Raw genomic sequence first — 12,400 nt, 5'->3', positions numbered from 1 at the left:
ATCCTGCCCTCTCCGTCCTGGTCACGACAACGCGGGGTACACGGTGTGTGCGCGGATGTGCGGGTCCGCGTTACCAGAAATTCATGCCCGTCGGGAACCCCCGACATGGGTATCTACGTACTATTACCGGCCACCTGTGAAGAGGTCACAGGGGCCACTGAGTCACCACGGGGGAGCTCCATGCGTCATTTCGGGCACATCGCCCCAGAGGTGCGTCAGCGCCTGTTCCACCGGGAGCCGAGCGCCTTCACCGCGGACTCCGCGCCCCGGCTGCTCTCCGCCGCCCTCGGGGCCACGCTCTACAGCCCCGCCACCCGGCCCCGGCTGACCGACGACATCGTCAAGCAGCGCGACCGCGGCGTGGTCTCCATGGTGCTGTGCCTGGAGGACTCCATCGGCGACGAGGACGTGTCGGCCGGCGAGGAGAACCTCGTCGCCCAGCTCACCGACCTCGCGGCCCGCCCCGACGCCGACGACCCGCCGCTGCTCTTCATCCGCGTGCGCACCCCCGAGCAGATACCCGACCTCGTCCGCCGCCTCGGCCCCGCCGTCCGGCTGCTGTCCGGATTCGTCCTGCCCAAGTTCACCGAGGAACGCGGCATGCCGTTCCTGGAGGCCCTCACGGACGCCGAGACCGACAGCGGACGCCGGCTGTTCGCCATGCCCGTCCTCGAGTCGCCCGAGCTGCTCTACCGCGAGTCCCGCGTGGAGACCCTGGAGGGCATCTTCCGGGCCGTCGACAAGTACCGCGACCGGGTCCTCGCGCTGCGCCTCGGCGTCACCGACTTCTGCTCCTCGTACGGACTGCGCCGCGCCCCCGACATGACCGCCTACGACGTCCAGGTCGTCGCCTCCGTCATCTCCGACGTCGTCAACATGCTCGGCCGCGCCGACGGCACCGGGTTCACCGTCACCGGGCCCGTCTGGGAGTACTTCCGCGTCCAGGAGCGCATGTTCAAGCCGCAGCTGCGCCGCAGCCCCTTCCTCGAAGGGCAGGCCGAGGCATTGCGCGAAGCCCTCATCGAGCACTCCATGGACGGCCTGCTGCGCGAGATCACCCTCGACCACGCCAACGGCCTGCTCGGCAAGACCTGCATCCACCCCTCCCACGTCCTGCCCGTGCACGCGCTGTCCGTCGTCAGCCACGAGGAGTTCAGCGACGCCCAGGACATCCTCAGGCCCGACCGCTGCGGCGGAGGGGTGCTGAGGTCGCAGTACACGAACAAGATGAACGAGGTGAAACCGCACCGCGCCTGGGCCGAGCGCACCCTCCTGCGCGCCGAGGCCTTCGGCGTGGCCAACGAGGACATCGGCTTCGTGGAACTGCTCGCCGCCGGCATACCGGCCTGACCGGACCGGCAACCGCTCGGCCGGGCCCACGACGGGACGCCCGGCCCCTCGATCCAAGGGACGCATGAACAACGCAGTGAACAACGGGGTCTGGTCCGGAAGCTGGGTCGCCGAACGGCTCGGAGTCCAGCTCGTGGGCGACGACACGCTCACCGACCTGCTGGGCCTGGCCCTGCGCCGCAACCCGAAACGAGCCCACCTCCTCGTCTCGAACGTGCTCGGCAAGCACGTACCCCAGTCGCCCACCGTCGTCCACGGCGCCGGCCACGGCCTCGGCCGCCGCGTCCGCGACCTGCTGGGCGACGAGGACGCCGCCGCCGCGGTCGTCCTCGGCTACGCCGAGACCGCCACCGGCCTCGGCCACTGCGTCGCCGACGGCCTCGGCCTCGCGCCCTACCTGCACTCCACCCGCCGCCCCGTCCCCGGCGTCGCCCGCGCCGGCGGCTTCGAGGAGTCCCACTCCCACGCCACCTCCCACCTGCTGCTCCCCGAGGACCCCACCCTCCTCGTCGGCGACGGGCCCCTCGTCCTCGTCGACGACGAGTTCTCCACCGGCAACACGGTGCTGAACACCATCCGCGAACTCCACGAGCGCTACCCGCGCCGCCGCTACGTCGTCGTCGCCCTCGTCGACATGCGCTCCCCGGCCGACGCCGGCCGCCTCGACGACCTCGCCCGCGAGATCGGCGCCCGCGTCGACCTCGTCACCGCCGCCACCGGCACCGTACGGCTCCCCGACGGCGTACTGGAGAAGGGCCGGGAACTCGTCGCACGCCACGAGACCCCGCCCCCGGCCCCCACCGGCAGCACGGCACCCGCGCCCACCCGCGTCGACCTGCACTGGCCCGCCGGCCTCCCCGACGGCGGCCGGCACGGCTTCACGCCCGCCCACCGCACCCGGCTGGAGCACGCCCTGCCCGCCATGGCCGCCCGCCTGGCCCAGGCCCTCCCCGACGGCGCCCGCCGCGTCCTCGTCCTCGGCTTCGAGGAACTCATGTACGCGCCGCTGCGGCTCGCCCGCGAACTCGAGCAGACCACCGGCCTCGACGTCCGCTACTCCACCACCACCCGCTCACCCGTCCTCGCCGTCGACGACCCCGGCTACGCGATACGCACCCGCCTCGTCTTCCCCGCCCACGACGACCCCGCCGACGGCCCCGGCGAGCGCTACGCCTACAACGTCGCCGGCGCCGGCTTCGACGCCGTCGTCACCGTCGTCGACTCCACCGCCGACACCCCCGCCCTGCACGCCCCGGACGGACTCCTCGCCCAGCTCGCCGCCCAGACCCCGCACGTCCTGCTGGCCGTCGTCCCCTCGTACACCCCCGGACCCCTCGCCCTGCCCGAAAGGCCCCCGATGCTGCCCGAGCCCCTGCGCGGCCCCGCCTTCTCCTCGTACGCCCCGGAAGAGGTCGGCTGGCTGCTCCAGGACCTCTCGGACGTCACCCTGGAGGCACCCACCGAGGAACGCGAGGAGGCCATCCAGAGCGGCGGCGCCCACTACGCCGAATCCCTGCCCGTCGAGTACCAGCCCAGCGAGCAGTACCAGGAGCTCTTCCACAGCGCCCTCGAGGAGTCCGCCGCCCGCCTCGCCCAGGCCGTCGGCGCCGTCACCGAGATCGTCCTCGCCGAACGCTCACCCCGGCCCGTGCTCGTCTCCCTCGCCCGCGCCGGCACCCCCGTCGGCATCCTCATGCGCCGCTGGGCCCACTTCCGGCACGGCCTCGAACTGCCCCACTACGCCGTGTCCATCGTGCGCGGCCGCGGCATCGACGCCAACGCCCTGCGCTGGCTCGCCCGCCACCACGACCCCCGCGACGTCGTCTTCGTCGACGGCTGGACCGGCAAGGGCGCCATCACCCGCGAACTCGCCACCGCGATACGCGAGTTCGAGACGACCGACGGCATCACCGGCTTCGACCCCGAGATCGCCGTGCTCGCCGACCCCGGCTCCTGCGTCCGCACCTACGGCACCCGCGACGACTACCTCATCCCGTCCGCCTGCCTCAACTCCACCGTCTCCGGCCTGATCTCCCGCACCGTGCTGCGCGCCGACCTCGTCGGCCCGCACGACTTCCACGGTGCCAAGTTCTACCGCGAACTCGCCGGCTCCGACGTCTCCGTCGCCTTCCTCGACGCCGTCTCCGCCCGCTTCCCCGACGTCACCGACAGCGTCGACGCCACCGCCAAGGAACTCCTCTCCACCGACCGCACCCCCACCTGGGAAGGCTGGGCCGCCGTCGAACGCATCAGCGAGGAGTACGGCATCCACGACGTCAACCTCGTCAAGCCCGGCGTCGGCGAGACCACCCGCGTCCTGCTGCGCCGCGTCCCCTGGAAGATCCTCGCCCGCGCCGGAGCCGGCGCCGACCTCGACCACGTCCGCCTGCTCGCCGCACAACGCGGCGTACCCGTCGAAGAGGTCCCCGAACTCCCCTACACCTGCGTCGGGTTGATCCACCCCAAGTACACCCGCGGCGCCACCGGCGCCGACGGCCGGGCGGTGAACCTCTGATGCCCGTCATCGTCGCCAGCGACCTCGACCGGACCCTGATCTACAGCTCCGCCGCGCTCGCGCTCACCATGCCCGACGCCCGCGCCCCACGTCTGCTCTGCGTCGAGGTGCACGAGAGCAGACCGCTGTCCTACATGACCGAGACGGCCGCCCAGCTGCTCACCGACCTCGGCGACCGCGCCCTCTTCGTCCCCACCACGACCCGCACCCGCAAGCAGTACCAGCGCATCAACCTGCCCGGACCGCCCCCCACCTACGCCATCTGCGCCAACGGCGGGCACCTCCTCGTCGACGGCGTCTCCGACCCCGACTGGCACGCCCAGGTCACCGCCCGCCTCGCCGACCAGTGCGCACCCCTCGCCGAGGTCCAGGACCACCTGATGGCCACCGCCTCCCCGGCCTGGGTACGCAAGCACCGCGTCGCCGAGGACCTCTTCGCCTACCTCGTCGTCGAACGCGAACTGCTCCCCGAGGAATGGGTGAAGGAACTCGCCGTCTGGGCCGAGAACCGCGGCTGGACCGTCTCCCTCCAGGGCCGCAAGATCTACGCCGTCCCCAAACCGCTCACCAAGAGCGCCGCCCTGCGTGAACTCGCCCGCCGCACCGGCGCCGAACTCACCCTCGCCGCCGGGGACTCCCTGCTCGACGCCGACCTGCTGCTCGCCGCCGACCGGGGCTGGCGCCCCGGCCACGGCGAACTCGCCGACACCGACTTCACCGCCCCCGCGGTCACCGCCCTGCCCGAACGAGGCGTCCTCGCGGGCGAACGCATCCTGCGGGAGTTCCTGAAGGCGGCCGGCACGACAGCCGGCGCAACGGGCTAGTGCTGTGACAGGGAAGGTTCGCCGGGAAGCTCGCGGCGTCCGGTGCGGTGCATCGCAAGGCGGAGCATGACCCGCGTACTGGATGTACTCGGGTCATGCGACAACGCGGCGAGGTGCCGTGCCGGGCGCCGCGAGCCGGTGAACTTTTCCGGTCACAGCACTAGCCGCAGCAGCCCCCGCCGCAGCAGCCGCCACCGCCCCCGCCGGACGCCTTGGGCGCCGCGGGGGCGCTCGCCGTCCCGCCGACGGCCACCGTCGACAACAGCTTCACCGTGTCGTCGTGCCCGGCCGGGCAACTCGCCGGAGCGGACGACTCCGCCATCGGCCGGCTCAGTTCGAACGTGTCGCCGCAACTGCGGCAGCGGTACTCGTAGCGAGGCATGACCCCAGGTTAGCCCGGCCCATGACCGCCGCCCCGCTCCTCACGGATCTGCGCCACCACCCGCGCCACCGACTGCCGCACCGCCTCCGTCTCCGTCAGGAAGTGCCAGTAGTCCGGATGCCGGCCCTCCAGCGAGCCCGCCGCCCGCTCCAGCCGCGCCACCGACTCGTCCAGCGGACGCGCGTGCCGCGGATCCGGCGTGTTCCGCCCCGCCATCGCCAGCCGCTGCGCGTCCCGGATCGCGAACCGTGTCCGGTCGATCTCCTGCTGCGGATCCTTCTGCACCGCGTTCAGCCGGCGCAGCCGGTCACCCGCCGCCGACACCGACTCGTCCGTCGTGTTCAGCAACGCCCGCACCGTCGACAGCAACGCCGTCGCGTCCGGCCAGCGCTGTGCGTCCCGCGCCGCCCGCGCCTCCCGCAGCTTCACCTCGGCCTGCCGTACATTCTCCGCGGCCGCCTCCGGCACCCCCTGCAGGTCCTGCCAGCACGCCGCCGTGAACCGCCGCCGCAACTCGCTCAGCACCGGCTCCACCTGCTCCGCCCGCGTCGTCAGCGCCTGCGCCCGCGTCCGCAGCGACACCAGCCGGCGGTCGATCTCCGCCGCCCGCTCCGGCAGCCGCTCCGCCTCCGCCCGGATCGCCCCGGCCTCCCGCGCGACCCGCTCCGCCCGCTCCAGCGTCTGCGGCACACCATGCCGCCCCGCACCCTCGTTCAGCAGCGTCAGCTCCGGCCCCAGAGCCGCGAGGCGCGCCGCCAGATCGTCCGCCCGCAGACCCGACTCCCGCACCGCGTCCAGCGCGTTCGACGCCGCGAGCAGCCCCTGCCGGGCCCGCTCCACCGCCGGCGCCAACCGCGCCAGCTGCGTCTCCGCCTTCCCCAGCAGCGGCCCCAGCCCGTCCGCGAACCGCTCCAGCTCCCGCCGTACGCCGTCCAGGTCGTCCTTCGCCCGGCTCAGCTCCGCACGGGCCCGGCCCGCCGCCGCGGCCTCCAGGTCGTCACGGTCCAGATCGTGCGCGTCGACCGCCTCGATATAGCGGTGGCTCGCCTCGTCGATCCGCCGGCCCAGCGCGTCGAAGCCCTCGATCGCCCGCCGCGCTGCCGGCGAGTCGTCCACGGCCGCGATCGTCTCTATCGAGATCCGCAGATCCCGCTGCGCGGTGTCCAGCTCGTAGAAGGCGGCCGCGGCGGCGTCCTTCGCGGCCTGCGCCTCCGCCCGCTGGTTCTCCGCCCGCCCGCCGAACCAGCGCCGCGTCCCCCCGCCCGCGAACGCGGCAGGCAGCGCGAGGACGGCGACGACGGGAAGGGCGAGGGCCGGCATCAGGGGGGCCAGGGCCCCGAGCGCACGGGATCGGACCCGGCGTACAGGACGGTGCCGCCGCGTCACGGGCGGCACGGACGGCGAGTTCGGCTGCGGAGGTGTCGCCGTCACATCCCTCTCCCGTGCTGTCATTCACCCTGCCGGTGTCATTCTCCCACCGGTGAAGGACGAACACACGGGCCGGTCAGTTCACCGTTCGCACGGTGATGTTCCCATCACCGCTGTGCGCACTGATCCGCCGGGAGCTGGAGGCGTCCCGCGGCACGGACACGTCGACCGACCCGTCCCCGGCCTCCGCGTCCACCCGGTACCCGGCCCGCGGCACCTCGACCGTCACCGAACCGTCCCCGCTCCGCGTCTCCACCAGATCCGGCACGCTCCCCAGCGACAGCCGTACCGACCCGTCCCCGGACTTCGCCCGCACCTCACGCGACGTCACATCGAACACCCGCACGGAACCGTCCCCGGTCTCCAGGTCCAGCGCCCCACTGGAGTCGCTGACCTGCACCGACCCGTCCCCCGTCTTGATGTGCAACGGGTCCTCGAACCCCCGCGCCCGCACACTCCCGTCCCCGTCCAGCACCCGAACGGTGACCCCGCGCGGCACCTCGATCCGGTGCTTGGCGGCACAGTCGGCGACCACCCCGGAGCACTTCTCCCGCAGCACCAGCCGGTCGTCCTTCATCGACCAGGTCACCTTCGGATCGTCCCCGAACATCACCGACCCCTCGAACCACCGCGTCACCTCCACCGCTCCGGCCTCGTGCCCCTCGGCGGCGACGATCTCCAGCGCCGAGTCGTCCGAGTCCACGGTCAGCGTCCGCCCCTCCAGCGCGAACGACCGGTGCTCCGGCTCCTTGTCGTCATCGGCGGACGCCCCGCACGCACTCACCCCCGCGACCAGCGCCACGAGCACCCCGGCGACGGCGATCCGAGCGGGAACGGTACGGGCCATGACGATCTCCCCCTGAACTGTTCCGGACCCGTCCACGGCCCGGACTCCGACGATGCTCCGACCGTACGGACGCATCCGCCGCGAGAGGATCCGGCCCACCACCGGACCGGGGGTGGGGGTAGCCCCCGGTCCGGTGGTGGGCCGCCCGGGGAGGCCCGGGACCCCGGATATGGGTTTGCGGCTCGACGCCGGGGACAATGTAGGCTGTCGACTCGTTCTCGGGTGCGTAGCTCAGGGGTAGAGCGCCTGCCTTACAAGCAGGATGTCGGCGGTTCGAAACCGTCCGCGCCCACACGGAAGGAAGGACCCCGGTCGGGTGACCGGGGTCCTTTCGCGTGTCAGGGGGTCTCCTCCGGCCTCTCGTGCGTGTGCTTGAGCTTCATCCGGGCGTCGACCCGGGCCGCCCCGTCGAGCTGCGACCAGAAGCGGTGGCCGCTGACGAACACCGCGAGTTCGTGTTCGCGGCGGCGCAGCTTCTCGACCTCGGCCTGTTCGTCCTCCGTCCAGCCGGGGGAGGCCGGGCGCTCGATCTTGCGCCAGCCGTTGTCGTCGCTGAAGCCGTCCAGGGGCACGACCGACCAGGGGAGCCTTCTCAGCAGGGCCGACAGCTCGGCCCGGACCTGATGCAGCTCCTCCTGACCGGCGCGGAGGTCACTCGGAAAGTCATAGGGCGTAGCCACGGCTCAATGCTACGCCTGTTCGATTTAGGGGTGCGAGTCGCTTCGGGAGGTTCATGCGAACGGGTGTGTGGGGGGCGTATGTGGACGCGGAAATCCGGTGGTCCGGGCGTGGTCCGGCCGCCTACGGTCGGGCGCATGGTGGACGACTCTTTCGGGCATCCGTGGCTCGCCGCGTTGTACGACCCGCTCGACCCCGACCGCAGTGACCTCGACGTCTATGCCGCGATCGCCGAGGAGTTCGGGGCGCGGAGCGTGCTGGACATCGGGTGTGGCACGGGGGTGTTCGCGTTGCTGCTGGCCGACCGGGGGATCGAGGTCGTCGGTGTCGATCCCGCCCTGGCGTCCGTCGATGTCGCCCGGGCCAAGCCGGGGGCGGAGCGGGTGCGCTGGATCCACGGGGACGCGACGGCGCTTCCGCCGCTGCGGGTGGACCTCGCGACGATGACGGCGAACGTGGCACAGGCCGTCGTGGAACCGGCCGGCTGGCGGGGGACGTTGCGGGGGGCCCGTGAGGCGCTGCGGCCGGGCGGGCGCCTGGTGCTCGAGACGCGGGATCCGGCCCGGCGGGCCTGGGAGGAGTGGACGCCCGAGCGGTCCCGCCGGGTGACGGAGGTGCCGGGGGTCGGGGCGGTCGAGACGTGGTTCGAGTTGCTGGACGTGCGGCTGCCGCTGGTGTCCTTCCGGTCGAACTTCGTGTTCGGCGCGGACGGGGCGGTGCTGGCCTCGGAGTCGACGCTGCGGTTCCGCGAGCGTGACGAGGTGGAGGCCGATCTGGTCGCGGCGGGGTTCGTGGTGGACGAGGTGCGGGACGCGCCCGACCGGCCGGGCCGGGAGTTCGTCTTCGTCGCGCGGCGTCCCTGAGAAATTCACGCGGCGGGCCCGTCGGGGGGAGACTGGGCGCATGTGCCGCAGCATCAAGACACTCCGTCCGCCCGCGATGCCCGAGGAGGCGACGGAGGACGAGATCCGCGCCGCCGCCCTCCAGTACGTGCGCAAGGTGTCGGGTTTCCGGGCCCCGGCCGCGCACAACCGCGAGGTCTTCGACCGTGCCGTCGACGTGATCGCGCAGGCCACGGCCGAGCTCCTCGACGGCCTGGAGGTCAGGGGGCAGGCCGCCCGGCAGGCGGGGTGAGCCGGCCCGGCGTCAGTAGCGCTGCGCCTTGGCGATCTCCGCGGTCAGCCGGGGCTCGGGGGGCTTGCGGCTGATGGCGACGGGCTCGGCGCGTTCGCCGGGCTCGAGGTCCTCGGCGCCGACGAACCGGGTCTCGACGACCTTGCCGTCCGGGTCGCGGAAGTCGACCTGCACGGCGTAGGACGCGGTCTTGTCCGTGCGGTTGGTGATGGCGACGACGACGGCCAGCAGGTTGCCGGTGTCGGCGCGGGGCTTGCCGGTGAGGGAGACGTCGGCGGTGGCGTTGCCGCGTCCCTTGACGTCCTCGAGCTGCTTCTGTGCGGCGTCGTTGGCCCGTTTGACCTCCGCCGACACCGAGGCCTCGAACTCGGAGGCGCGGGCGGAGGCGGAGGACGCGGCGGCCGAGGCGCGCTCGCGGGCGGAGGCCTCCAGGGAGGACAGGCCGGGTGCCGGTGAGCCGGAGAAGGAGGCCGTGTCGGGGGGTGTCGGCGTGGGGCGGGCGGACGCGGCGCCGTCGCCGTCGTCGTCCCCGCCGCACGCGGCGAGTCCCGTGGCGCCCAGCACCGCGAGGAGGAGTGCGGCCAGGGCGGTGCGTGCGCGGGGCCGTCGGGGTGGTGTCGTCGCCTTCGGCGCGCGAGCGCTCATGGGGGTCCCTTTCGGACGCGAACACATCGGCCGGGCCAGGCGGCCTTCGATGTGACCCATCGTGCACGCGGAGGGGCCTCCCGGCCACTCAGGGTCACGGGAGGGTGTGGTCGGGGACGGACTTCTAGGCCGGGCTGCGGCGGACCAGGAACGTGGCCACGGCGCCGGCGCCGAACAGGGCCGCGACGGAGACGAGCGTGGCCACCCAGGTCGCGCCGAGCCACTGGGCGCCGAGGTAGCCGAGGGCGACGCTGTAGACGGCCCAGGCGAGGCCGGCGACGGCGGACCAGGGCAGGAAGTCGCGGGGGCTGCGGCGGGTGGCGCCGGCGCCGAAGGAGACCAGGGAGCGGCCGGCCGGGGCGAAGCGGGCGAGGACGACGAGGGCGCCGCCGCCACGGGACAGCGCGGCGCCGAGACGTTCCTGCGCGGCGGCGAGCCGGCGGGAGCGGGCGAGGGCGCGGTCCAGGCGGGGTCCGCCGCGCCAGGCGAGCCGGTAGGCGACGAGGTCGCCGAGGACGGAGGCCGTGGCGGCGCACAGGATGAGGGCCAGGATGTCGGGGACGTCGTCGGGGACCTGGCCGGTCGCGGCGCCGGAGCCGGCGGCCGCCGCCGTGGCCGCGGTGATGACGAGGACGCCGCTGGGCAGGACCGGCAGGAACACGTCCAGCAGGACCGACAGCCCGACGGCCGCGTAGATCCATGGGGCCGCCGTCAGCGATCCCACGTCCGCGAGACTTTCGAGCACCGCAACTCCCCGGTTTCACCCCCGTGGCCAACCGTGCCGCGGTGTCGCGGGGGAGCGGCAGGAGCGGCCTGTGTCAGCCATACAGCGTACGCCGCTGGTGTGACATCCGGTTCATCGGGGGCTCGTGTGTTCGGTGTGATCTGTCCAGCTCGTCGCACGGACGGGTGTCAGCGGGTGAGGTCGGTCTCCATGACCGTCCGCAGCCGTGCGGGTGCGCCGCGTCTCGCGCGGGCCTGCTCGAGCCGTAGCCGGGCGCTGCGTCCGCTGAGGGTCAGGGTCATCAGCTGGTTGCCGAACCAGGGCCCGCCGGTGCGGCGCCAGTCGATGGTGGGGCGCCGGGAGCGGCCGTGTCCGGCGACCCGGCCGCCGAGGCCGCGCGCGAGCGCGCTCCAGCCGAAGCGGAAGCCGAACCGGATGGCGGCGGGGATCGCGTTGTGCACGGGGGAGCAGGTGAGCTGGAGGACGCGGGCGCGGGGGCCCTCGTCGCCGGGCCAGGTGGGTTCGGCGACGTAGGCGTGGTGGACGTCGCCGGACAGGACGCACACGGTGGCGGGGGCGTCCGGGCCGGACCCGGCCTCGGCGACGAGGTCGGTCAGGGCGTCGAAGGACTCGGGGAAGGCCGCCCAGTGCTCCAGGTCGGCCGCCCGCCGCAGCTTCTCCCCGAAGCGGGCCCAGCGCTCGCCGCGGGAGCCCCGGCACAGGGCGGCGTCCCAGGCCTCGGCGTCGTGCACGAGGTGGGGCAGCAGCCAGGGCAGGGAGGTGCCGATGAGCAGGTGGTCGCAGGTCTCGGGCGCGTCGAGCGCCTGTTCGCGCAGCCAGCGCGACTCGCCGGGGTCGAGCATGGCGCGGGTCTGTTCGTCGAGGACGCGGGCGGCGCGGGTGTCCACCATGAGCAGGCGTACGCGGCCGAAGTCGCGCCGGTAGCTCCAGCGCACGGAGGCGGGTTCGGCGTCCGCCCGGCAGGCGAAGTCGCGCAGCAGTTCGGTGCCGTCGGGGACCGCGCGGACGGCGGCGTAGAGCGGGTCGGCGGCGAGTTCGCCGGGGGAGAGGTTCCCGAGGTGCTGGTACACCCAGTACGACATGAGGCCGCTGAGCAGGCGTTCGCGCCACCAGGGGGTGGCCCGCATGTCGGCGAGCCAGGCCGCGGAGGTGTTCCAGTCGTCGATCACGTCGTGGTCGTCGAAGATCATGCAACTGGGCACCGTGGACAGCAGCCAGCGCACCTCGGGGTCGAGCCAGGACTCGTAGTAGAGGGCGGTGTACTCCTCGTAGTCCGCGACCTCGGCGCCGGGCGGGTCGTCCAGGTCGCGGCGGGCGGCGAGCAGGCGGCGGGTCGCCTTGGAGGTCTCGTCGGCGTACACCTGGTCGCCGAGGAGCACGAGGACGTCGGGGCGTTCGCCGTCGGGTCCCGCGGCGATGCGGGTGGCCAGGGTGTCGAGGGCGTCGGGGCCGACAGGGTCCTTCTCACCGGCGGGGGCGGCGGCCCAGCGGCAGGAGCCGAACGCGAGACGTACGGGGTCGCCGGTCGCGGACGTGCGTATGACGGAGGGCGGGAACGGCGAGCCGGGCGGCGGCCACACCCGGGCACCGCCGAGGTGCACCTCGTAGGGGTGGTCGGTGCCGGGGGCGAGTCCGGTCACGGGGATCAGCGCGTAGTGGTGGCCGGCTATCTGGAAGGTGTCCGCGGTGCCGGCGGACCGGCCGGCGACCCGTACCTCCGCGGTGCAGGGGCGGCTCGTCTCGACCCATATGGTCGCGGCCGAGTCGTCGGCGTACCTCAGCAGTGGTCCCAGGCGCAGTTCCGCCACGTGATGCCTCCTCCGTCGCCCCGTACGGTACGGAACGACGGAGG

Annotated in this window: 12 protein-coding genes and 1 tRNA gene; 6 read left to right on the top strand and 7 right to left on the bottom strand. The window is 73.4% G+C overall.

Annotated features, from left to right (window positions below):
- Positions 1-180: 180 nt before the first annotated feature.
- The 3 genes from F8R89_RS10950 (at position 181) to F8R89_RS10940 (ending at position 4,689) form a co-directional block, all read left to right on the top strand.
- On the top strand, positions 181-1,350 hold the full coding sequence (locus tag F8R89_RS10950) for an HpcH/HpaI aldolase/citrate lyase family protein (RefSeq protein ID WP_151783800.1): 1,170 nt from the start codon (positions 181-183) through the stop codon (positions 1,348-1,350).
- A 64-nt stretch (positions 1,351-1,414) separates the two neighbouring features.
- A complete protein-coding gene (locus F8R89_RS10945) occupies positions 1,415-3,865 on the top strand; it encodes a phosphoribosyltransferase (RefSeq protein WP_151783799.1) in 2,451 nt (816 codons plus the stop codon).
- The gene (locus tag F8R89_RS10940) at positions 3,865-4,689 is read left to right on the top strand and encodes an HAD family hydrolase (RefSeq protein WP_151783798.1); all 825 of its coding nucleotides are present in this window, start codon (positions 3,865-3,867) and stop codon (positions 4,687-4,689) included. The genes F8R89_RS10945 and F8R89_RS10940 overlap by 1 nt, the downstream gene beginning before the upstream one ends.
- A gap of 160 nt (positions 4,690-4,849) precedes the next feature.
- Here the strand turns inward: F8R89_RS10940 and F8R89_RS10935 are convergent, their stop codons facing one another.
- The 3 genes from F8R89_RS10935 to F8R89_RS10925 all read right to left on the bottom strand — a co-directional run bounded on the left by F8R89_RS10935 (position 4,850) and on the right by F8R89_RS10925 (position 7,346).
- On the bottom strand, positions 4,850-5,071 hold the full coding sequence (locus F8R89_RS10935) for an FmdB family zinc ribbon protein (RefSeq protein WP_151783797.1): 222 nt from the start codon (positions 5,069-5,071) through the stop codon (positions 4,850-4,852).
- A gap of 9 nt (positions 5,072-5,080) precedes the next feature.
- Complete coding sequence (locus tag F8R89_RS10930; RefSeq protein ID WP_151783796.1) at positions 5,081-6,502, bottom strand: hypothetical protein; 1,422 nt, start codon at positions 6,500-6,502, stop codon at positions 5,081-5,083.
- Between the two features lie 73 nt (positions 6,503-6,575).
- Complete coding sequence (locus F8R89_RS10925; protein WP_151783795.1) at positions 6,576-7,346, bottom strand: DUF4097 family beta strand repeat-containing protein; 771 nt, start codon at positions 7,344-7,346, stop codon at positions 6,576-6,578.
- 220 nt (positions 7,347-7,566) lie between these two features.
- Between F8R89_RS10925 and F8R89_RS10920 the strand changes: the two genes are divergently transcribed.
- A tRNA-Val gene (locus F8R89_RS10920) sits at positions 7,567-7,638 on the top strand.
- A gap of 46 nt (positions 7,639-7,684) precedes the next feature.
- On the opposite strand, the gene F8R89_RS10915 is transcribed toward F8R89_RS10920, so the two are convergent.
- Positions 7,685-8,026: a hypothetical protein gene (locus F8R89_RS10915; protein ID WP_151783794.1), complete on the bottom strand. Its 342-nt coding sequence runs from the start codon at positions 8,024-8,026 to the stop codon at positions 7,685-7,687.
- Positions 8,027-8,161: 135 nt separating this feature from the next.
- Here F8R89_RS10915 and F8R89_RS10910 point away from each other — a divergent pair, with 135 nt between their 5' ends.
- Both F8R89_RS10910 and F8R89_RS10905 read left to right on the top strand, forming a co-directional pair.
- Entirely contained in the window at positions 8,162-8,887 is a 726-nt protein-coding gene (locus tag F8R89_RS10910; protein ID WP_151783793.1) for a class I SAM-dependent methyltransferase, read from the top strand.
- A 40-nt stretch (positions 8,888-8,927) separates the two neighbouring features.
- Complete coding sequence (locus F8R89_RS10905; protein WP_151783792.1) at positions 8,928-9,158, top strand: DUF2277 domain-containing protein; 231 nt, start codon at positions 8,928-8,930, stop codon at positions 9,156-9,158.
- Positions 9,159-9,170: 12 nt separating this feature from the next.
- Here F8R89_RS10905 and F8R89_RS10900 read toward each other — a convergent pair whose 3' ends face one another.
- From F8R89_RS10900 to F8R89_RS10890, 3 genes are all read right to left on the bottom strand, one after another.
- Complete coding sequence (locus F8R89_RS10900; protein WP_151783791.1) at positions 9,171-9,803, bottom strand: hypothetical protein; 633 nt, start codon at positions 9,801-9,803, stop codon at positions 9,171-9,173.
- 124 nt (positions 9,804-9,927) lie between these two features.
- Positions 9,928-10,548 carry a DedA family protein gene (locus F8R89_RS10895; RefSeq protein WP_151783790.1) on the bottom strand — a complete coding sequence of 207 codons (621 nt, stop codon included), beginning with the start codon at positions 10,546-10,548 and terminating at the stop codon, positions 9,928-9,930.
- Positions 10,549-10,715: 167 nt separating this feature from the next.
- A complete protein-coding gene (locus tag F8R89_RS10890; RefSeq protein WP_151783789.1) occupies positions 10,716-12,356 on the bottom strand; it encodes an alkaline phosphatase D family protein in 1,641 nt (546 codons plus the stop codon).
- Between the last annotated feature and the right edge of the window lie 44 nt (positions 12,357-12,400).

Origin of the sequence: Streptomyces sp. SS1-1 (assembly GCF_008973465.1) — a bacterium.
In the GTDB taxonomy this organism is placed as follows: Bacteria; Actinomycetota; Actinomycetes; order Streptomycetales; family Streptomycetaceae; genus Streptomyces.
The sequence above is the reverse complement of the archived record's forward strand: the minus strand, read 5'-3'. Positions and strand labels throughout refer to the sequence as shown.